This window comes from Paenibacillus sp. FSL H8-0260 (assembly GCF_045040625.1).
Taxonomy (GTDB): Bacteria; Bacillota; Bacilli; order Paenibacillales; family Paenibacillaceae; genus Paenibacillus_AQ; species Paenibacillus_AQ odorifer.
This window is the reverse complement of sequence record NZ_CP150298.1, coordinates 2,237,292-2,257,639: the sequence shown is the minus strand read 5'-3', so window position 1 is coordinate 2,257,639 and position 20,348 is coordinate 2,237,292. Positions and strand designations below refer to the sequence as shown.

The following is a 20,348-nucleotide window of genomic DNA, read 5'->3' as shown; positions in this document are numbered from 1 at the left end:
CAGGAATGAAGGAGGTGTAGATCTTCGTATGGACCGATTAGCATTAAAAAGACTGCTGCGCGGCCTGTGGGTCGTTCTGGCTACCTCTATCCTCCTGCTGGCAATCTATTTATTGCTTCCGCTGTTATACCCCCTCCTGCTCGCTTGGTTGCTCGCTTATATCATGCATCCACTAGTGTTGATTCTTAAAGGCCTTAAGCTCCCAGCGTGGCTGGCGGTGTCGCTCTCGCTGCTATTTTACATAGGCGGAACCGCACTAGTACTGACCGCGATGATTACTAGGCTAGTGAAAGAATTGATCGTGCTGCTGCAGACCTTTAATCTTCATACGGACCAATGGAGAGAGCTTCTGCTGTCCTTGAGCCAGAATGCAAGCATACAGAATATCATTAACCAGATAAATCAGTTCTACCGCGACAATCCTGACTATCACGCCACCATTGACAGCAATATCAGCAGAACAACGGAAACCGTTGGTTACGCAGTTACGCAAGTGGTGACCGGATTTTTTAATGTGATCTTAAAGCTGATCTCCGCTCTACCCAGTATGGGTACAATTCTTATCGTGGTCGTTCTCGCTGCCTTTTTTATTAGTACTAGCTGGGAAAGACATAATGCCAAACTCACAGGCTGGCTGCCAGCCCCATTCTTAAAGCCGGTATCGGGTATCTGGCGGGATCTGCGAAAAGCTCTCTTCGGCTATCTCCGGGCTCAGCTAATCCTGATCTCCATTACAGCGGTCATTGTCGTGATCGGGTTGCTGCTCTTGGGTGTAAAATCTGCTTTCGCTATTGGCTTAATGATTGGTTTTGTGGATCTGTTGCCTTATTTAGGGGTTGGAATCGTAATGATTCCTTGGGCGTTATACTCTTACATGACAGACAATCTGGCACTGGGGATCGGACTTACTATCCTATATGCCGTTATCCTTGTAACCCGCCAAGTGCTTGAGCCGAAAGTGCTCGCCAGCAGCATTGGGCTTGATCCCCTTGCTATGCTGGTCGGTATGTTTGCAGGTTTGCAGCTGTTCGGTATGCTTGGGCTGATCATCGGTCCCGTTATTCTAGTTATTCTTGTAGCCTTTAACCGAGCAGGTGTATTTCACGCATTACACAGCTATATTGTCAGCGGAAGACTAAGATAATAAACAATACCCTACAATTCTTGGAATAGCAAAACAGAGCGGCTCCTATCAATGACAGGGGCCCGCTCTGTTTTTGTTTTGATGATGACTAGCGGCGGTAAAAGGTGAAGGTGCCGTTTTTCATCTTTTTCTCAATCCACTTCAGCAAAAATATACGATACAAAGGCCGAGTCAACGGAAACACCAAGGAGAAACCTACAATATCCGTTATGAAGCCAGGTAAGATCAGCAGTAAGCCACCGAAAAAAATGCATAGGCCATCCAGCATCGTCCGGCCAGGAACGCGTCCCTCCTGCATATGTGTTCTGCTGTCTTGCAGCACTTTATTCCCTTCGAAACGCATCATCAATAGTCCGATAACCGAGGTCGTCAACATAAGCAGCAGCGTTTTGAATGCTCCAAGTTGATCTGCTACAAAGATAAAGCCGAATAATTCCACGGCAGGAATGATAAATAATGCAGCCCACAACCATTTGCTTCTAATCATACAGAACCCCTTTCTTCCCGCAGCGCTCCTTTAATCGCGTGAAACAGCTCCGGAAGGGCTCTATCCAGCCTGGCAGGCTTCCATTCTCGATTCACCCAAACATGATTTGTCGAGCCGGTAACCAGCAGTTCCCCGGGGAGGTCCATCGAGCGCAATTGTCCCAAAGTAGCCGCTGAACCCTCTAAATTCCTACCTTCTGCTTCCGAGAGCCTCCGCACCTGATACTCAAATGCGACTCTTAACGCCGAAAAGGTAGTCATTCGCGCATACACGGAGATAAGATCATCATATCGCGCCGGACTTTTAAATTGCAAATCGGCTGAGGTAACAGGCAGCAGCACTCCCTGATTCTCAAGCTCACGATAAGTAAAGCCAAGCTGACGTAACAACTCCGTACGGCCAGACTCAAACCAGTTCAAATAATTCGCATGATACACTACGCCCATCTGATCACTTTCCTGGTATCGAACACGCAGGGTAGACTCATACCACCGGCTTCGCAAGCCGTCTTGCTGTAATTCCATTTATAAATACTCCTTTCGGCATAGGCAGCAGGGAGAGCTTTAGGCCCGGGCCCCGTCTGAAGATAGCTTTGTCGTCGATAGTTTGCTTCGGGAGCTTCTGGCGACATAAAATAACAGCATCGCTCCTGCAATTGAACTCAACATACAAGACAGGTTCATCACTTCTACGCCGCCTTGATTGAGCAAGAATCCATTTAATAAATTGCCAACAACACCGGCAAAACCCGAGAACACCATATTAAAAACACTTTGCCCAGTCGCCTGCATCTCGTTAGAGGTGATCTGAGATACATATTCAACTGCAGCAATATAAAAGAACCCGAATGACAGACCATGCAGTACCTGCACTCCAATCATTACGGATGGATAAGGGAAAGCCACCTGAATACCCCACCGCAAGACATAAATAAGTGCGCCAAGGAGCAGCGTCCGCTCGCGCCCCAGCTTTTTGATTACCTTGGAAGCAAACAGCATGGAGGGCACGTTCGTTACAGATGCGAGGAAAAGCGCAATTCCTGCATAACGAGTTGAACCTCCAACCGACTGAAACGCAATGACGAAGTAGGTTCCAAAAGCAGTCATCGTCTGGTTCACAAGAAAACTGCCACCCAAAAACGCTAGGAACACCCGATTCCCCAGCAGCTTTTTAACCCCCTGAGAAAACGATTGCCGCATCATATGATTCTCTTCTGCCTGCTTCGGCAGCGTCAATGCAATAAGAACCGCAATCAGATTAAACATAAGAAAGGGCAGCCATATCGTGGATACAGAGAAGGACGATACATACAATCCGCCTAAATAGGCTCCCACAGCCGCTCCAATGCTCATCATAAGCCTTATACTGCCATAAGTAGCCCCAGCCCTCTTCGCCGCTGAAATCGCGTAAGAATCGGCTATAGGCGCCTGTGTCGAGGAAAAGATTGTAGAGAGGGTATACACCAGCAGTAACACTATAAAATATTCCGAACGGTAAAAGACGGCTAATAAAGCCGGTATCGCCACACTTAGGATTAGTACCAAACGCGTCTGATTATACCGATCCGAGACAATTCCCCATATTGGCTGAATCGTGATCGCAATTAGCGTGCCTGTTGCCATTAGTATACCTATCTGCCCGCTATCAAGTCCATTGTGGACAAGCAGCAGCGTTAGATATGAGCCAAATGAACCGCCGGCCAATCCTAAAAACAGATAAAAGCCACGCAGCTTCGATAATTTTTCCATTTTAAGCTACAAATCCTCTCCAGCTTCTTAATCAAGCATTGCACTCTCTTATATTTTAGCAGAACACCCGTACTTCCTATGTAATCACCGCATTTAATATAGCAGTACTATAAAGGCGGTGGACAAGTTGAATGATAAGCAAAATTCTAATCGGGTCAATCATCCATGTCTAAAAGACAAATCTAATTCGAACAAATTTCAAAGCTCCGGCTTCGGCTGGTCTTCAACAAACTGGAGCGGATATACGATCACTGGAAAAAAGGGGGCTTTTAACCGCATTGCCGGTGAATGGATCGTTCCATATGTAAAACCAACCTCTAAACCTTCCTATTCCTCTGCTTGGATTGGTATTGACGGTTTCAAGAACAGCAGCCTGATCCAAACGGGTACAGGCCATGAATTCGTAAATGGCCGTGCCCGTTATTACGCTTGGTGGGAAATCCTTCCTGATGTCGAAACGGTAATTCCCCTTCCAGTGAGCCCTGGAGACCATATAAAAGCGAACATCACGAAGGTAGGCCGCAACAAATGGACGATTACGCTCCGCAATTTGAGCCGAAATTGGATTTTTCGAACATTACAGCGATATACCGGACCACAAACCTCTGGTGAATGGATTATGGAAGCTCCCGAGGTAGACGGCTCAATTGCAAAGCTGGCGCGTGTCTCCCCTACTTGCTTCTATTGCTGTCGAATTAATGGCAAAAGTCCGAGGCTCACTCTCAATATGGGAGGAATCATGGTGCAAAATAACGCTACTATCGCCGTTCCTTCTTGTCCAAACCATCGTGGGGATTCTTTTACTGTCAAACGAACATACCCCAAATAAAAATACTCGAACCTATCATTCAAGATTTGTTACTAACAGCATAAATGGATTTAACATAATCTTCAATCGAATATGTTGATAAACACGAAAAAAAGGGCTGCCTCGCTTGTAGATTTTCACTACAGTTGAGACAACCCTTTAATTAAGCTTTATGGAACCTGCTAAACAGGTGAAGCCAATCGAGAACTACTCGATTGTGCTTACTTTTACCAAGTTAGTGGAACCAGAACGTCCAAGTGGAATTCCTGCAGTAATCACAACTAGGTCACCAGTTTGAACCAGACCGGAATCCTTACCACCTTTGATTGCTGTTTCCAGCAGCTCATCTGTGGAAGATGCAACTTGTCCGAACACTGGCGTTACGCCCCAAACGAGGGACAATTGACGCATAGTTCTTTCTTGTGTTGTAACGGCAATGATTGGTGCTTTAGGACGGTATTTGGAAACAACGCGTGCAGTATGACCTGTTACAGTCGAAGAAATGATAGCCTTAGCGTTCAGATCCAAAGCAGAAATTGCAACGGATTGGCTGATTGCTTCTGTAACTGTAGTTTCTTGTGCAGTTTGTTGTTTCATGAAGATTTCATGGTGGTTCAGAGCGGATTCCGCTTTCTCAGCAATGCGGGACATTGTAAGTACGGATTCTACTGGATATTTACCAGCAGCAGTTTCTCCGGAAAGCATGATTGCATCTGTACCATCTAAAATAGCGTTTGCTACGTCACTTGCTTCAGCGCGAGTAGGACGTGGGTTGCGTTGCATGGAATCCAACATTTGTGTAGCTGTGATTACTGGTTTACCAGCAACGTTACATTTTTGAATCATCAATTTTTGAGCCAAAGGTACATCTTCAGCTGGGATTTCAACACCAAGGTCACCACGAGCAACCATCAGGCCGTCAGAAGCTTCTAAAATTTCATCAAGGTTGTCAACACCTTGTTGGTTTTCGATTTTGGAAATGATTTGGATGTGAGAAGCGTTGTTTTTCTCAAGCAGCTCACGAATTTCCTGAACGTCGCTAGCTTTGCGAACGAAGGAAGCGGCGATAAAATCGATGTCCTGTTCGATACCAAAAAGAATATCGTTGGTGTCTTTTTCCGTAATACCCGGCAAGGAGATGTTTACTCCTGGTACGTTAACGCCTTTCTTGCTCTTAATCGTACCACCGTTTACAATACGGGTCTTGATTTCTGTACCTTGAATGTCGACAACTGTCAAACCAATCAGACCGTCATCAATAAGGATTGTGGATCCTACTTGAACATCGTTAGGAAGTTCGCTGTACGTGATGGAAATACGATCTTGATTACCAAGGATCTCTTCCGTAGTCAGTGTCAGGTACTCGTCCTGAACAAGTTCAATCGGTTCTACTTCCAGCTTGCCTGTGCGAATCTCCGGTCCTTTAGTATCGAGCAGGATAGCAACTGTTTTGTTCAGTTCCTTAGATGCTTGACGGATCGTATTGATCCGAGCACCGTGCTCTTCGAAATCGCCGTGGGAGAAATTCAGACGGGCCACATTCATACCAGCCAAAATCAATTTTTTGATATTCTCCAACGATTCACTCGCAGGTCCGATCGTACATACAATTTTACTTTTCCGCATTAGGTTTTCCTCCGTTTTTTCGTTCTCTCTGTCTCACTTTTTCCAACTACAAAATCTACTACAAGGCTAACTAATAAAATAGGAACTTTGTCACATGTGCCTTTAAGTACGCCCTTATGAATATTACTGCAAACCAGACACAAAATCAATGTTGTAGGCACTTTTGGGTGTAACTTTAAGTCGAATTTTCTGTAAACATAAAAAAAATTAAAATAATCCCGTTAGTGGATCGAGATTATTTTAATTCCAATAAATTGTATATTTTACACTATATCCAAAAGACCCACTAAGTATAGCTATATGTCTTAAAGTGCAAATGATTTTGCACTTTTACACTTCTGACTTCACTTCTTCTTCAATAAGAATTTGTTCCTGCTGAGCCTCTGCAAACTCACCAATTTTACGGAATTTACGGTATCGATCATCCTTCAATTCCACTGAGTTCATCTGGGTTAGCTCCTGCAGATGCCGCCATAATGCATCCTTAATCGCCGCTGCCGTTGCTTCGTAATCCCGATGAGCGCCGCCTTTAGGCTCTGGTACGATCTCTTCTATAACTTCCATCTCAAGCAGATCAGCAGCCGTTATCTTCATGGCTTCTGCCGCTTGATCAGCCTTCGAAGCATCCTTCCACAGAATAGAGGCCGCTCCGTTAGGAGATATCGCCGAATAAATGGCATGTTCCAGCATGAGCACTCTATTTCCAACCGCCAATGCCAGGGCGCCACCGCTTCCGCCTTCACCGATGACCACACAGATTACAGGGACACCAAACTGAGACATCTCGCGTAAATTGCGGGCAATCGCTTCGGATTGACCTCTTTCCTCGGCTGTGTTGCCTGGGTATGCACCTTTCGTATCCACGAAGGTAATAATGGGACGTTTGAACTTGTCCGCTTGCTGCATCAGACGCAGCGCTTTACGGAAGCCCTCAGGGTGTGCACTGCCGAAGAATCGTAAAATATTTTCTTTGGTGTCTTTACCGCGCTGCTGGCCAATAACTGTAACCGGCAACCCATTTAGTTTACCGATGCCGCCTACAATAGCAAGATCATCCCCAAACATCCGATCACCGTGGAGCTCAATAAAATCTGTGAAGATCTGCCCCATAAGATCAAGGGAAGTCGGACGTCCTTGATGTCTAGCCAAATGCATTTTTTGCGAAGGAGAAATATTAGAATATATCTCTTCCTCGAGCACACGGTATCGTTCTTCCAGCCTAGCTACCTCGTCCGTAAAATCAATACCCTTCTCTTCGCCAAACTGCTTCAGTTCAGCAATCTTCTTGCGCATTTCTACCAGAGGCATTTCAAAAGGCAACTCTCCTGCCAACCTAAAATCCCCCTTTCACGTCATGCAGCTCCAAAATTTTAGTCAATGTAGCGCGCATTTCTTTGCGGTGCACGACCATATCAAGCAACCCATGCTGAAGATTAAATTCAGCGGTCTGGAAATCATCCGGAAGCTTCTGGCGAATGGTCTGCTCAATGACTATACGTCCTGCGAAACCAAATACCGCTCCAGGCTCTGCAATAATTATATCACCAAGGCTGGCAAAACTCGCAGATACTCCACCGGTAGTAGGATCCGTAATAATCGAGATGTAAAGACCTCCAACCTCGTTAAAACGAGCCAGCGCAGCGCTGGTCTTCGCCATTTGCATTAGACTAAGAATACTCTCCTGCATTCTCGCTCCACCAGAAGTAGAGAAAATAAGGAGTGGAAGCTGTTGCTCTGTGGCCTCTTCTATCGCACGGGTGATCTTCTCCCCTACTACAGAGCCCATACTGCCTGAGAAAAATTCAAAATTCATCACAGCTACGATGACTGGATGGCCACCAATGGAGCCCTGACCCGTAATTACGGCTTCAGTTTGTCCAGATTTCAGCTGCTGTTGCTCCACTTTGGAAGCGTAACCCGGAAATTTCAGCGGGTCGATAGAATACATTTCACTGTCAAACTCAATAAAGCCCTCAGGGTCTAATGTCATTGCAATACGCTCCACAGCATTTAGGCGCAAGTGGTGACCACAATTAGGACATACCTTTAGGTTCTTCTCTAATTCCTTACTATACTGGATCGTTCCGCATTTATTACATTTGCTCATTAATCCTTCAGGGATTTCACGTTTGGGGCGTTCGCCTTCCGCAGGCCCGCCGCTCCGCTCCAGACGTTCTGAAGGAATAGTCGCGTACTTCCGTTTCTTCTGAAATAAATCTTTGAACACACCCGCACCTCTTCAGCCGTTTATTTGCGTTATGCAGCTTGCCGCTGTCATGACTTTTGTCTTGTAAGAAACTCAGGGATGCAGAATAAGATTAAGGACTTCCTGTACTTCCTCCAGCTCACCTGAAGGAACCAATATCTCAAACTGCTGCTTGGACATATTGATTGGACGGCATTCTACCAAAAAACCTTCTTCTGTCAGCTTACTCTTAATCATATCCGCCACTCTGGCGGTCGGCGCGATATATATTACCGTCCACATGCCCTGCAAGGCCTCCCCAATCTTAATTCCCAGCCGTATCCCGTATAATGGAATTATGATAACACAGTTTTCTTTTTTCCCGCAACAGGAGTAGGGCATAGGAAGCAAGACTGAGGAACTTGTTCAAACGAAATAAAGGGGCTCAATTATTCCTTGTCCGTGCCTAAAGGATATACTTTTGCCCCTTCATGCCGATGAGCAATTCTGGCGGAAGCGGCGGCAGCAATGCCGGCAACAAGGTCATCCAAGAATACATGAATCCTACCTTTATCATCGTTCAGTTCACCAATGATTCCAAGCTTTATTTTGTCCAAATACCCAAAACCTGTCAGTCCGATCATCCCATATACCCCTGTAATACCAAGCGCCAGAGTCTCGTCCGCTCCGTAGAGGGATTCATCAGCCTCCATTACCGCCTGCAGCGGCTGTGGAAGCAGTTTTTTCTCGGCTAATTCATCAAGAGCAACACCTGTCATTAAAGTATACTGCACTTCTCTTTTGCCCAAAACAGACTTGACGCTGGACAGACATTCATCCTTGGTTAAACCAGGATAATAAACCGATTGTAAAATATATACGATTTCAGCAATGGAGGAAAGTGATACACCTCTGCGTTCCAACAGATCTACTGCCATTTGATAGGACATGCTGCGACTCCCCTTTCCGTACAGGGATGTGCCCTGTGGTTTCCTAATGTATGCGGAAAAGGGGAGAATTGTTCTTATTTTATTCTTACCGTACCTGCACCCAGCATAACCTCGATCGCCGCGAAAAGTTCCTCGGACGGCTTAATTCGATAATTATCGCTAAGAGCTAGGAGCTTCTGATCCTGTTCATAGAACAGAAGCGTCGCAGCAGGACCGGGATGATTCTGCAGCAGCTCTTTCAGGCGCGACAGCAACGCTGCATTCTCTGAGGCCGGCGTGATCTTGATAAAGACACGCTGGCCTGAGGTCGCCGCTGTTGTTGGCGCGGCCTGTGCAGGTGCTGCAGGCGGCGTTGTGCCGCCTGCTGGCCTGGCAGCCGGACCAGTGGCGGCACCACTGGTCCGGGAAGCAGGAGCTGCGCCGCGTGGCGGCGCTCCTGCCGAGGCCGAGCGTCCCGCGCTGTACGAGCGGGACGCGGCGGCACTGCGGCGCTGCAACAGCCCGCGGAGAGCCTCCGCAGACAGCAGCGCCACTTCCTCGGCCAGCAGCTTGAAGCCTTCGTCTTCCTGCTGCACCTTAGCGCGCAAGGCCAGCAGCGCGCCCTTGGCAATCAAGCTGCGGCTTCGCTTCCACACCTCAGGGAAGAGCACGACCTCGCAGCGCTCGATCTGATCTTCCCATTCGACGAAGGCCATCGATTTTCCTTGCTTCGTCGTAATTTCCTTAACGGATACTACCATTCCGGCCGTAACCGTCTGGCTCTCATCCGCGGCTTCACCAAGATCCATCAGCCGCTGCATGCCGGGCTCCTCAAGCAGTTCCGCGCTATCATCAAGCGGATGGCCCGAAAGATATAACCCCAGCAGCTCACGTTCCATCTCCAGCTGCTGGCCAATGGTGAACTTAGGGATATCCGGATAGCGGATTTCCCAGTTCGGTGTCTCGACCAAATCGTCGAACAGCTGGATTTGCAGTTCATCCCGCTCCTTGCGCCATTTCAGCGCAGCGTCAACCGTCTCGTCCAGCATAGCCAGCAGCTGGGCGCGGTGACCTGGCAGACAGTCAAAAGCTCCCGCCTGCAGCAAAGATTCCACTACCCGCTTATTACAGACCCGCAGGTCCACACGTCGACAGAAATCTAGCAGACTGTCGAACGGCCGCTCCTTGCGGACCGCCATAATGTTCTCCACTGCCAGCGTGCCAACGTTCTTAATGGCTGCGAGTCCAAAGCGGATATGCCCGGTTCCGGTTCCTTCACCAGGAACCGGAGTAAACAATACGCCGCTCTCGTTCACATCCGGCGGCAACACGCCGATGCCTGTGCGGCGGCAGTCCAGCACATACTCCGCTACCTTGCGGTGAGTGCCCATTACAGCGGTCAACATAGACGCCATAAACTGCACCGGATAATGTGCCTTGAGATAGGCTGTCTGGAAAGCCAATACTCCATAAGCCGCGGCATGAGCACGCGGGAAGCCGTAATCAGCAAAGCGCACGATCATGTCATAAACAGCATTTGCATCCGTTTCATTATACCCCTGCTGCAAGCTGCCTTGAACAAAATGGCTCCGTTCCTTATCCAGCGTCTCACGTTTTTTCTTTGAGACCGCTCGACGGAGCAGATCCGCTTCTCCTAACGAGAAGCCCGCCATCAGAGAAGCAATCTGCATGATCTGTTCCTGATACACAATGATCCCATAGGTGTCCGCTAAAATAGCCTTCAAATCAGAATGTGGATACTCTACTTCAATCTCACCGTGTTTGCCTGCTATATATTTCGGGATAAATTCCATCGGACCCGGACGATACAGCGCTAGAACCGATACAATATCTTCAAAGCCGTTAGGCTTCAGATCTTTAAGTACTCGTCTAACGCCCGCCGACTCCAGCTGGAAGACCCCTGTTGTCTCACCAGCCCCAAGCATTTCATACGTAGCTGGATCATGATCTGGGATGACACGGAAATCCGGAACACTTCCGCTCATTTCTCTAATCGAATTCATGCAGCGTTCGATAATCGACAACGTGCGCAAACCCAGAAAATCCATTTTCAACAGCCCGACACTCTCCAAATGCTCCATAGAGTATTGGGTTAACGCCGTACTTTCGTTACCTTCCTGAAGTGGGACTGCATCGGTCAACGGACCCTTCGAGATAACAACCCCCGCTGCATGTGTCGAAGCATGGCGGGGCATGCCCTCCACCTTCATAGCCATATCCAGCAGCCCTTTTATCTTTGGATTGCTATCATACAGTGCTTTAAGATCTGGTGTACTCTCCAGCGCTCTGGCAAGGCTGATCCCTAGTTGACCAGGTATAAGCTTGGCAGCTTTGTCTACCTCGTTATAAGGCAAGTTCAGCACCCTGCCTACATCACGTACGGCAGCCCGTGCAGCCATAGTTCCGAAAGTAATAATTTGCGCCACATGTTCTTTGCCGTATTTCTCCACTACATAACCAATAACCTCATCACGCCGTTCATCACTAAAATCGATATCAATATCCGGCATGGTGATCCGTTCTGGATTTAGAAAACGTTCAAAGAGCAAGTTATATTTCAATGGGTCCACGTCAGTTATTCGCAAAGAGTATGCGGTGAGACTACCCGCGGAGGATCCCCGTCCGGGTCCCGTAGCAATTCCCTGACGATGACAATAAGCAATAAAATCCCACACAATTAGAAAATAATCGCTGAAGCCCATACTCTCGATAACGCCCAGTTCATAGGTCAGACGCTTCTCAGCCGTCTCTCTTTGCTCAGGTGTAGTCCATTGCGGTGTATCTATATATCGTTCCTCCATCCCCTTCCAGCACAGCTCACGCAAATAAGCAGCGGAATCCATGCCTTCAGGGAGCGGAGAATAGGCAGGCAGAATATGATTGCCGAAGGTCAGCTCCAAATTACATTTTTCTGCGATCAATAAGGTATTGGCGATAGCCTGCGGCACATGCGGAAACAAGGCCGCCATTTGCTCGCTGCTTTTTAGAAACAGCTGATCTGTTCCGATCTTGAGACGTTCCTCATCATCCACCGTTTTGCCTGTTCCGATGCAGATCAGCACATCCTGAACCTCAGCATCTTCCTTCGCTAAATAATGGACATCATTCGTCACCACAAGTGGAATTTCACAGTCCTCGGCAAGGGCGATCAGCTTGGGATTGACTCTCTTTTGCTCGGAGATCCCGTGGTCTTGCAGCTCCAGATAGAAATCTTCGCCAAAAATCGCCTTATATCGCAGCGCAGCCTTGCGCGCCTCCTCATCACGTCCATGCAGCAGATGCTGCGGCACTTCTCCGCCCAGACAAGCACTTAGGCAGATAATCCCCTCTGAATGAGCTGCCAGCACTTCCATATCAATTCGTGGTTTATAATGATGGCCTTCCAGATGGCCGATAGAGATCAGCTTCATCAGGTTCTTGTAGCCGGTTTCATTCTTGACGAGCAGAATCAAGTGGTAGATCGGTTGATCTTTTCGACTGCCCCGCTCACGGCGTGAACCCGCGGTTAAATAAGCTTCACAGCCAATAATCGGCTTGATTCCATTCTCTTTACACGCTTTATAAAAGGGGATGGCCCCGTACATCACTCCATGATCCGTAAGCGCCAGCGACTTCATGCCGTATTCGCCGGCCCGGCGCACGAGATCGGTAATGCGCGCCGCCCCGTCCAGTAAACTGTATTCGCTGTGCACATGCAAATGCACGAAAGGGCTCATAACCCCACTTCCTCTCTACTGCAAAAATCAAACATAAGATGAAACTATTTTATCATATTAAAGGGGGACCCGCCCATAGAATGGATTAAGAGCATAAGGACAGGCAAAGCTTGTAAATGCCTCGTCCGGGAAGGGGCCTGTATGAGCATTTTTATGAGCAAAGCTATCCTCGACTTCTTTATCGCCTTCGGCATCGTGCTTGGCGGAGCTATGCTCGGCGGAATCGGCGCCGTTGTATCCCTGCAACCGCCGACGCAAACGATGCTGGATGTGGCAGATCGGATTAAAATATGGGCACTAGCAGCCGCTGTAGGAGGTACTATGGACCCTTTACGGGTCATTGAAAGCAACATGATCGGAGGCAACCTCTCCCCCGCCATCAAACAAATCATGTATCTTGCCTTCGCTTTTCTAGGAGCCCATATGGGCAGTGAGCTAGTAAAATGGGTGTGCGGCAGGGGGTAACGCCAGTGAGAGTTCCACCATTCAGTCGTTTTCGCAGATTCACCCAGATCTCCGCTATATTCATGCTAGGGATCGTCGTAGGAGCTGTCATATACAATGCTATTTACCATGTAGGATATAACGTATTATGGCTGCATAATCAAGATCTGCGTGTACAGATCGAGCAATATCAAAAAGATATTCAGACACTCAAAAAATACAATAATACCTCAACCGTGATCAGAGAAATCAAAATTCGATCGGAGGAAAGCAAATCCAAAGAAGATACCCCACTTGACCCCGTAACTGTAAAATTAATCATAAGCCAAATGGGCTCAGATCTGGAACCGATGCGCGGCCGCAGCATGTTCGATATTGATACAGACAGCAAACTGGTTAGACTGCTGTTGGATGGTAAGCTATACATTGTGCGTGACAAGGAATACTCTGTCAAAATCCGAACCATGCTCGTCATGGAAGGCGTCCTGCAAATCTGGGTAGAAATCAGTCCTTTTAAGCGCAGCTGACAGCCATCGTGTGATACAATAATGGACAGACGTGGAAATTACTTCTTGGCTACTGCAAGACACGATAAAGGAGCTGGCTGTCCATGGTTTTATTTATCAAGTATTTATTGTTTATCCTGCTGGTGATCTTTGTAATCGGTGCCGCTGTGTTCAGCATATCCTCCCGCCGTGCCTTAAATCCCCAAGATAAAGGGCTGAAACGCTCCGTCATGAATGTGATGCTCGGTGCTATGCTCGTAACGCTGTCCTTAATATCCATGTTTTTGTTTCGCGGCTCTACCGTTAATATCATTGTTGAAGCTGCCTTTCTGCTGATTGGTGCGTTCAACATCTTCTCGGGGCTACGCAGCTATAGTTTTTACAGCCGTAGTCCCAGCCAGGAACAACACTAGTCGAAAGCTTAGCTGCTGTTCTGACGGAATAGAAAGAATAAAATAGACTCCCCTCTCTTTCAATGATGAGGGCAGTCTATTTAGCATGTATACGATCCTATTTACCGTATGCTATCCAGCTAGCAAACCATTTTTTAGCCATGATCAATGGATTGCAGCATCAGAACAGCTTTGGCTACCAGAGTATCCGAGTGGCTGATCTCAATTTCAAGCTTACAGGTACGGCGGCTGATTTCGAGCAGTCTCGGCATTACAATGATCGCATGTTCGATCTGTACCGGTCGGATAAAATAAGTGGACATATTATCTAGTACATAATCATTTCCTGTGATGTCCTTAGCTGCTTTAAATGCCGAGAGCGTCATAAGCGTAGACAATATCCCTTCAGAAATCGTCCCAAGATCCGTGGCCATCTGCGGCGTAATAAAGCCATGGAAGAACAACCGTCCCTCTTCGTCCCGCTCATCCGCAAAACCATTCCAAATGAGATGATCAAAAGTCTCTCCCAGCTGAGGTTGATTCCGGACATCGCGTAAGCTTTGCAGCACTTCTTTACGGGTTAGGGAGCCTACCAGTTTACGGTTACGGTCCACTATGGGCAGAAAATCCACGCCTTCCCACATCATGATCTGGGCCGCGGAGGCTAGTGAGGTTTGCAGTGCAGCCGTAACCGGACTGCGGATCATCGCTTTTTCAATGATCTGGCCTTCCGTCAATTCCTCTACATCGCGGCGACCGATAATGCCTATGACTCGGTTCCATTCATCCGTAACGGGAAAGCGCTGCTCTCCAGTTTCCTCAGAAACCTGTCGTAGCTCGCCGACGGTACTAGAGATTTTCAACGTATTCAGGCGCGGTTTGCTGTCGATAATATCCTCTACCAGCATAATTTTTTTCTTTATCAATCTATCAAAAATAGCACGGTTAATCATTGAAGCGACGGTAAACGTGTCATGTCTCGAAGAAATAATGGGAAGATCCAGCTCGTCTGCCAAGGCCTTCACTTCACGGCTCGTCCCAAAGCCCCCTGTCACCAGAACCCCCGCACCCTGCTCCAGCGCTAGAGAGTGAACATCATCACGGTTACCTACAATCAACAGACTGTCAGCGTCTATATAACGGATCATCGCATCGACCTTCATCGCCCCGATCACGTATTTATGCAGATGTTTATTTAGTCCACTTGCTCCGCCGAGCACATGCCCTTCAACAATATCAACTACATCGCCAAACGTCAGCTGCTCTGAAATGTTCCGAGGTTTCTTTTCTACACGAACTGTACCAATCCGTTCCTTCGTGATGACTATCCCGAGATTCTCAGCTTCCTTCACTGCACGGTAAGCAGTCCCTTCGCTGACTAGCATTTCTTTGGCGAGCTTGCGAACAGATATTTTGGTGCCTACCTTAAGACCTTCAATATGCTGCAGCAGTTGCTCGTGTTTAGTAATCGCATCGCCTTGACCTTCCAACTGTTACACCCCCATGCTCCGATCTGTACTATACTGTACCTATTATACACGGATAGAATGGCTCAGTACAACCGATTCATAAGCTTCGAATTCTAATTTCACTCTCCTTACACAATCTAAGATTAAGGTAGGTATTGCCACATAGTAAGTTTGAAAACCACCTTAAAATCGAATTTTTTTGAAACTGAATATCTCTGATGCGTTCTAAGCTGACCTTAAACATTCACTTCCTTTATTTAGCAACCTTTTCCTCTTTTTTATAGTCTGAGAATTAAAGAATGTGTAAAGGAGCATTGAAGATATAAACAAGACCGCTTTATTACTACTTACTATTACTTTGCTTTTTATAGGACTGGTCGGCTGTGGAAATACGGGAAACGAAGTAAAACAAGCAGCCCAGATTGAGCTGGATGCAAATAATATAGTTTCTATTAACTTAATTGAAAAAAAACAGCCCATGGCCACTATTTCGGATCCATCCTCGTTTGAACGTTTCGTTCAAGCCATAACTACTGCTGAATATGATAGAGGACAACTAGATATTGCCCCCAGCGATTACAGCACCACTGTGAACATGAAGGATGGCATAAGTTATGAGTTCTCTTTTTGGATCGGCGGAAGTAACAGTGGGTTACTCATTAAATCCGGACAAATGGGCCACTATCGTCTGTCAGATACCAGCAAAAAAGATCTATTAGACTTGTTTCAATCAACTTTTAAAGATAAGATTTCATCAGAAGACACTGCTAACCCACAGCCCCCAAGTGTTCAAGTTACTGTTGGCGGTGAGCGGTTCGAGGCTATTCAAGGCTCTTATTGCTGGAACGACAATGGCAAAGGCGTATGTGTGGATATGGCTTCTTACGATGAATTGGTTTCCAAACAAAAGGTACATCCTAAAGCCATCAGCGGTGATCGGGTAGAACTCGAGTTCTCATATGCACCCAAAGAGATAGAGGTTATGGCTTCATTTCCTCGTGAGGAACGACCGGACGAAGCTCTTTCTGTGGACAAAAATAGTGTTCAACTCGCAGCAGGTAGCGGCAGACAATAACATTTAGCCCCCTGCAAGCAATGCAGGGGGCATATTAAAGCCCACTGGCTTAGGCTAGTGGGCTTTTTCGTATGAGTGTGTCTCTCTGCGCGACTTCTGCGCTTTTCGCAGCATTCCGAGGCACTTATGCCTCTCTTTTCGCTACTTCTTCGCTTTTCGCAGCATTCTGAGGCACTTATGCCTCTCTTTTGGCTAGTTGTGCGTTTTGCGCGACATTCTACGGTATTTATACCTTTCTTTTGGCTACTTTGGTGTTTTGCGCGGCATTCTACGGTAGTTATACCTTTCTTTTGGCTACTTTGGTGTTTTGCGTGGCATTCTACGGTATTTATACCTTTCTTTTGGCTACTTTGGTGTTTTGTGCGGCATTCTACGGTATTTATACTTCTCTTTTCCCCACTTTTGCGCTTTCCGCGGCATTCTGAGGCACTTATGCCTCTCTTTGCGCCACTTCTACGCTTTGCGCAATATTCTAAGGCATTTTTGCCTCTCTTTGCACGACTGCCGCGCTTATTCGAGAGACCTGAAGCTAATCTAGCTTTTTAGTATCCGATGCCAACTCTATTATCTTTGCGAAACTCTAGTTTCTTCATTCCACTTTGTCTGCCATTGCTCCAGCTTTGCTTTTCGCACAGCTTCCAAACGTTTGGTCTTTTCTTCATCAACCCCGATAATAAAATGCAAATGTGCCGCAATGACCATAAACGCAAAAAGTGACCAGACGACTCCAAAACCAAACACCCAGCTCGGTCCATTCGCAAGCGAAAGCTTCGGCAGTGCATACAAAAGCATGGCCAACGCCAGCAACAGATAGACACCGTGTTTGAACTTGTTTCTTTTTCTCATTAATAACAGCTCCTTCGTAGACAGGATATTCGATTGAATCTATATCTCTACTCTATGAACATGAGGCCCGTAATATGAGACAAGTCCATTAAAAAATATATACCTTTTCAAAATTATGTATAAAAGGTTAGCATTTATATAGCAAGAGACGCTTATATATGAGATGATGATTTCATTTGGGGGAGGCGTTTTTGAATTGAATGCAGCTTATAATCATACCGAATACATAATTCGAAAAAAAGTATTTTCGATCATGGGTGCGAAACTTCATATTTTTGATAGCTCTGAGCAGCTTGTGCTCTATTCGCAAATGAAAGCGTTCAAGCTTAAAGAAGACATTGCACTTTATACGGATGAGTCCATGCAGAAGGAGCTTCTGCGCATAAAAGCCCGCAACGTGGTCGATTTTAGTGCTACTTATGATGTACACGATACAGAGTCCGGTGAGCATATTGGTGCTTTTCGACGTAAGGGTCTCAAATCTATTTTGAAGGATGAATGGATTATTCTTGACCGTCATGATCAGGAAATCGGAAAAATCAAGGAAGACAGCACCGCGATGGCTCTACTGCGCCGCTTCATCGCTATTATTCCGCAGAAATATAATATCGAGATGGATGATACTACGATCCCTGCATTCAAGCAAAATTTCAATCCATTTGTCACCAAAATTATGGCTGACTTCTCGGAGGATCGAAAAGGCAAGCTTGATCGCCGCTTAGGTTTGGCAGCTGGTATTCTTCTCTGCGCAGTCGAAGGTAAACAAGATTAGGTTGAGGTTGAGGTTGAGGTTGAGGTTGAGGTTGAGGTTGAGGTTGAGGTCGAGGTCGAGCTTGAACTTAGGCTAGCCCTATAGTCACAGCCACAAGAAAGAGGGTGTTTCCAGAGCCACCGGCTTCGGGAACACCCTCTTTTGATTTTCATTGCTGAAATTTATTCACCGTACAATTGGGACAAACTCTCAGTGATAATTTTATTTACATCCTCGATTACAACGCTCAGACGGCGTTCCGCATCAAACAGACGACGAATGCCAAGATTCAAGTTAAGCACCTCGAACAGCTTCTCCATCTTTTCCATTTCTTCCTGTGGAGGCATTTCTCCGCTCATCATCCGTTGTTGCAGCTCCATCTGACCTTGGCGGAAATTGTCCAGCATCGCTTTCGCTTCAGGATCTGTTTCCACGACCTTCATGGCATTTCTGATATCCGATACCTCGCTGCTCTCTTTAATGGCTTTCGCCAATTCATGTGCTTTGTCGTGAATGCTCATTATGATTCCTCCTAAAAGTTTTGTTAGCGTACACTCCTCAGATCGTCTTCGTACAAAACTCACTCCGAAAACATACGCTTAAGTTTTGTTAGCAGCCGCTTCCTGAATTCACGCTGCTTTAGTTTCCAATATTCGCTCATTCCATACTTGTTTTGCTTCTTGGGCCGAGCTTATGAAATGACTGGGCAAGGTTTTTAGCGATTAGGTCAATCACCAAGGGTCATCTGTCTCCATATGATGAATGATATGTAACCCTTAGCTACCAAATTGCCGGCATCATGCTGCCTACCGGAAGGAGATCCACGATGTCCCAATTCAAGATCCCGGTCCACACGGTCAACTCGGGCATCCTGCAGGAAAACGCTATAATGCTTGGCGAAAAATCCATGAAAAGACTCAAAATCCCGTCTCACGGAACACTCCAGCTGGCATTCGGCTCTTTCCGGCAGGAGGTTACCATTATCTCGGCTCCCAAATCCGACATCCTGCGTGTAAGCGAAGGACTGGCGCAGCGGACCGGATGGAAACACCGACAAACCCTCAACGTTTCTTACAGCTCTGTAAGCCGCACCTTGCGGCTTGGACCGTTGATCGGCGTGCTCGTCAGTCGTGACCATCCAGATAATCTCGACAGGTTGTTTGGACCCATTACCATGTTCTGCCGGGAATTGACAAATGCCTGCCACACACAAGGCGCCTATGTATATTTCTTTACCCCGGAAGCGCTGGAAACACGCAGTTCTTCCATTCAGGGCTGGGTATACAACGAGGGTTGGAGAAAAATGAGTCTGCCCATTGCCGATGTAATCAACAATCGGTTAACGACGCGAAAGGTGGAGAATAAACCTAGCGTACAGCATTTTTTGGCGGATGTAAAATCACGATATGGAACGCATTTCTTCAACGAAAAATTTCTTGACAAGACAGAGGTATTTGAAGCTTTAGCGCAAGACCCTTCCCTGCAGCGGTATTTACCTGAATCGCATGCGTTGAACGGCTTTGCCGTAATGAAGAAGATGTGCAGCCATTACCCAAGTGTATTTTTGAAACCTGTACGAGGCAGTCTCGGCAAAGGCATACTTCGTATCTCTAAAGAAGAAGGCGGAGGTTACCGTCTGTTGTCTACTACCTCCATAGGTACACGCAAGCAAAGCTACACCACTCTCGCTAAATTGTACCAGTCCATCGCTCCCAAAATGAAGACTACTCGATACCAGATTCAGCAGGGATTGCCTTTGATGGAGCTAGGAAGGCGGCCTGTAGATTTCCGGGCACTTGTTCAGAAGAATGGCAGCGGAAAATGGGGGGTTACCTCCATTGTCGCCCGCACCGCCGGAAGCAATCACTTCGTGTCTAATTTAGCTAGAGGTGGCAGTCTCAGCACTGTAAAAGAAGCGGTTAGCAAGAGCAGTCTTCCTCCGGGCGCAAAAGAAAACGTTCAGCTTCAGCTGCCCAGAGCAGCACTTGCCATTGCAAGAGGGGTCGAAACCTTTATCCCCGCTCATTTCGGAGAGCTCGGAATCGATCTGGCACTGGATCAATCAGGACGAATATGGCTCTTAGAGGTTAACTCCAAGCCCTCCAAGAACGATAATACACCGTTAAACGATCAAAAAATAAGACCGTCCGTCAAGCAAATGATTTTATATTGCCGCTACTTGGCCGGTTTATAAGGAGGAC

At 47.0% G+C, this 20,348-nt stretch carries 20 protein-coding genes; 8 read left to right on the top strand and 12 right to left on the bottom strand.

The features are described from left to right. Positions 1-28 precede the first annotated feature (28 nt). Positions 29-1,144, top strand: coding sequence for a sporulation integral membrane protein YtvI (ytvI, locus tag MHI51_RS09845; RefSeq protein WP_076124908.1), 1,116 nt, complete (start codon positions 29-31; stop codon positions 1,142-1,144). Between the two features lie 88 nt (positions 1,145-1,232). Here ytvI and MHI51_RS09840 read toward each other — a convergent pair whose 3' ends face one another. Genes MHI51_RS09840 through MHI51_RS09830 form a run of 3 tightly spaced genes read right to left on the bottom strand, consistent with a single transcriptional unit; the run spans position 1,233 to position 3,379 of the window. Then, positions 1,233-1,631: an FxsA family protein gene (locus tag MHI51_RS09840; RefSeq protein WP_076124906.1), complete on the bottom strand. Its 399-nt coding sequence runs from the start codon at positions 1,629-1,631 to the stop codon at positions 1,233-1,235. Continuing rightward, a complete protein-coding gene (locus MHI51_RS09835) occupies positions 1,628-2,155 on the bottom strand; it encodes a thioesterase family protein (protein WP_038569667.1) in 528 nt (175 codons plus the stop codon). The genes MHI51_RS09840 and MHI51_RS09835 overlap by 4 nt, the downstream gene beginning before the upstream one ends. Before the next feature lie 39 nt (positions 2,156-2,194). Further along, positions 2,195-3,379 (bottom strand): MFS transporter, encoded by a 1,185-nt coding sequence (locus MHI51_RS09830; protein ID WP_036678905.1) that lies wholly within the window; start codon positions 3,377-3,379, stop codon positions 2,195-2,197. 127 nt (positions 3,380-3,506) lie between these two features. Here MHI51_RS09830 and MHI51_RS09825 point away from each other — a divergent pair, with 127 nt between their 5' ends. Then, the gene (locus tag MHI51_RS09825; RefSeq protein WP_076124905.1) at positions 3,507-4,208 is read left to right on the top strand and encodes a G1 family glutamic endopeptidase; all 702 of its coding nucleotides are present in this window, start codon (positions 3,507-3,509) and stop codon (positions 4,206-4,208) included. A gap of 186 nt (positions 4,209-4,394) precedes the next feature. On the opposite strand, the gene pyk is transcribed toward MHI51_RS09825, so the two are convergent. From pyk to MHI51_RS09795, 6 genes are all read right to left on the bottom strand, one after another. Next, positions 4,395-5,813, bottom strand: coding sequence for a pyruvate kinase (gene pyk, locus MHI51_RS09820; RefSeq protein ID WP_038569666.1), 1,419 nt, complete (start codon positions 5,811-5,813; stop codon positions 4,395-4,397). 330 nt (positions 5,814-6,143) lie between these two features. Continuing rightward, positions 6,144-7,145 (bottom strand): acetyl-CoA carboxylase carboxyltransferase subunit alpha, encoded by a 1,002-nt coding sequence (locus MHI51_RS09815; RefSeq protein WP_405173823.1) that lies wholly within the window; start codon positions 7,143-7,145, stop codon positions 6,144-6,146. Position 7,146: 1 nt separating this feature from the next. Continuing rightward, entirely contained in the window at positions 7,147-8,040 is an 894-nt protein-coding gene (gene accD, locus MHI51_RS09810; RefSeq protein WP_076124903.1) for an acetyl-CoA carboxylase, carboxyltransferase subunit beta, read from the bottom strand. A 72-nt stretch (positions 8,041-8,112) separates the two neighbouring features. Continuing rightward, positions 8,113-8,301, bottom strand: coding sequence for a hypothetical protein (locus MHI51_RS09805; protein ID WP_036678895.1), 189 nt, complete (start codon positions 8,299-8,301; stop codon positions 8,113-8,115). 146 nt (positions 8,302-8,447) lie between these two features. Beyond that, positions 8,448-8,948 carry a phosphatidylglycerophosphatase A gene (locus MHI51_RS09800; RefSeq protein WP_036678892.1) on the bottom strand — a complete coding sequence of 167 codons (501 nt, stop codon included), beginning with the start codon at positions 8,946-8,948 and terminating at the stop codon, positions 8,448-8,450. 74 nt (positions 8,949-9,022) lie between these two features. Then, entirely contained in the window at positions 9,023-12,664 is a 3,642-nt protein-coding gene (locus tag MHI51_RS09795; RefSeq protein WP_405173822.1) for a DNA polymerase III subunit alpha, read from the bottom strand. Between the two features lie 141 nt (positions 12,665-12,805). Between MHI51_RS09795 and MHI51_RS09790 the strand changes: the two genes are divergently transcribed. The 3 genes from MHI51_RS09790 (at position 12,806) to MHI51_RS09780 (ending at position 14,027) form a co-directional block, all read left to right on the top strand. Then, complete coding sequence (locus tag MHI51_RS09790) at positions 12,806-13,129, top strand: YtrH family sporulation protein (protein ID WP_036678886.1); 324 nt, start codon at positions 12,806-12,808, stop codon at positions 13,127-13,129. A gap of 5 nt (positions 13,130-13,134) precedes the next feature. Further along, entirely contained in the window at positions 13,135-13,635 is a 501-nt protein-coding gene (locus MHI51_RS09785; protein ID WP_038569663.1) for a DUF4044 domain-containing protein, read from the top strand. Positions 13,636-13,718: 83 nt separating this feature from the next. Then, positions 13,719-14,027, top strand: coding sequence for a YtpI family protein (locus tag MHI51_RS09780; RefSeq protein ID WP_405173821.1), 309 nt, complete (start codon positions 13,719-13,721; stop codon positions 14,025-14,027). A 134-nt stretch (positions 14,028-14,161) separates the two neighbouring features. On the opposite strand, the gene MHI51_RS09775 is transcribed toward MHI51_RS09780, so the two are convergent. Then, on the bottom strand, positions 14,162-15,496 hold the full coding sequence (locus MHI51_RS09775) for a DRTGG domain-containing protein (RefSeq protein WP_076124897.1): 1,335 nt from the start codon (positions 15,494-15,496) through the stop codon (positions 14,162-14,164). Positions 15,497-15,953: 457 nt separating this feature from the next. On the opposite strand from MHI51_RS09775, the gene MHI51_RS09770 reads away from it, so the two are divergent. After that, positions 15,954-16,550, top strand: a complete 597-nt coding sequence (locus MHI51_RS09770) for a hypothetical protein (RefSeq protein WP_179086995.1) — start codon at positions 15,954-15,956, stop codon at positions 16,548-16,550. Between the two features lie 564 nt (positions 16,551-17,114). Here the strand turns inward: MHI51_RS09770 and MHI51_RS09765 are convergent. Beyond that, positions 17,115-17,396 (bottom strand): hypothetical protein, encoded by a 282-nt coding sequence (locus MHI51_RS09765; protein ID WP_036683968.1) that lies wholly within the window; start codon positions 17,394-17,396, stop codon positions 17,115-17,117. A gap of 196 nt (positions 17,397-17,592) precedes the next feature. Between MHI51_RS09765 and MHI51_RS09760 the strand changes: the two genes are divergently transcribed. Continuing rightward, positions 17,593-18,168 (top strand): hypothetical protein, encoded by a 576-nt coding sequence (locus MHI51_RS09760; protein WP_076124891.1) that lies wholly within the window; start codon positions 17,593-17,595, stop codon positions 18,166-18,168. Positions 18,169-18,329: 161 nt separating this feature from the next. Here the strand turns inward: MHI51_RS09760 and MHI51_RS09755 are convergent, their stop codons facing one another. Next, positions 18,330-18,668 (bottom strand): YlbF family regulator, encoded by a 339-nt coding sequence (locus MHI51_RS09755; protein WP_036683973.1) that lies wholly within the window; start codon positions 18,666-18,668, stop codon positions 18,330-18,332. A gap of 305 nt (positions 18,669-18,973) precedes the next feature. Between MHI51_RS09755 and MHI51_RS09750 the strand changes: the two genes are divergently transcribed. Further along, positions 18,974-20,341 (top strand): YheC/YheD family protein, encoded by a 1,368-nt coding sequence (locus MHI51_RS09750; protein ID WP_076124889.1) that lies wholly within the window; start codon positions 18,974-18,976, stop codon positions 20,339-20,341. Positions 20,342-20,348 lie beyond the last annotated feature (7 nt).

What these genes read in the sequence shown, in the direction of transcription:
- ytvI (WP_076124908.1), top strand. Translation starts at nt 29, where the DNA reads ATGGACCGATTAGCATTAAAAAGACTGCTGCGCGGCCTGTGGGTCGTT.
- MHI51_RS09840 (WP_076124906.1), bottom strand. Translation starts at nt 1,631, where the DNA reads ATGATTAGAAGCAAATGGTTGTGGGCTGCATTATTTATCATTCCTGCC.
- MHI51_RS09835 (WP_038569667.1), bottom strand. Translation starts at nt 2,155, where the DNA reads ATGGAATTACAGCAAGACGGCTTGCGAAGCCGGTGGTATGAGTCTACC.
- MHI51_RS09830 (WP_036678905.1), bottom strand. Translation starts at nt 3,379, where the DNA reads ATGGAAAAATTATCGAAGCTGCGTGGCTTTTATCTGTTTTTAGGATTG.
- pyk (WP_038569666.1), bottom strand. Translation starts at nt 5,813, where the DNA reads ATGCGGAAAAGTAAAATTGTATGTACGATCGGACCTGCGAGTGAATCG.
- MHI51_RS09805 (WP_036678895.1), bottom strand. Translation starts at nt 8,301, where the DNA reads ATGTGGACGGTAATATATATCGCGCCGACCGCCAGAGTGGCGGATATG.
- MHI51_RS09800 (WP_036678892.1), bottom strand. Translation starts at nt 8,948, where the DNA reads ATGTCCTATCAAATGGCAGTAGATCTGTTGGAACGCAGAGGTGTATCA.
- MHI51_RS09795 (WP_405173822.1), bottom strand. Translation starts at nt 12,664, where the DNA reads ATGAGCCCTTTCGTGCATTTGCATGTGCACAGCGAATACAGTTTACTG.
- MHI51_RS09790 (WP_036678886.1), top strand. Translation starts at nt 12,806, where the DNA reads ATGAGCATTTTTATGAGCAAAGCTATCCTCGACTTCTTTATCGCCTTC.
- MHI51_RS09780 (WP_405173821.1), top strand. Translation starts at nt 13,719, where the DNA reads ATGGTTTTATTTATCAAGTATTTATTGTTTATCCTGCTGGTGATCTTT.
- MHI51_RS09770 (WP_179086995.1), top strand. Translation starts at nt 15,954, where the DNA reads ATGGCCACTATTTCGGATCCATCCTCGTTTGAACGTTTCGTTCAAGCC.
- MHI51_RS09765 (WP_036683968.1), bottom strand. Translation starts at nt 17,396, where the DNA reads ATGAGAAAAAGAAACAAGTTCAAACACGGTGTCTATCTGTTGCTGGCG.
- MHI51_RS09755 (WP_036683973.1), bottom strand. Translation starts at nt 18,668, where the DNA reads ATGAGCATTCACGACAAAGCACATGAATTGGCGAAAGCCATTAAAGAG.
- MHI51_RS09750 (WP_076124889.1), top strand. Translation starts at nt 18,974, where the DNA reads ATGTCCCAATTCAAGATCCCGGTCCACACGGTCAACTCGGGCATCCTG.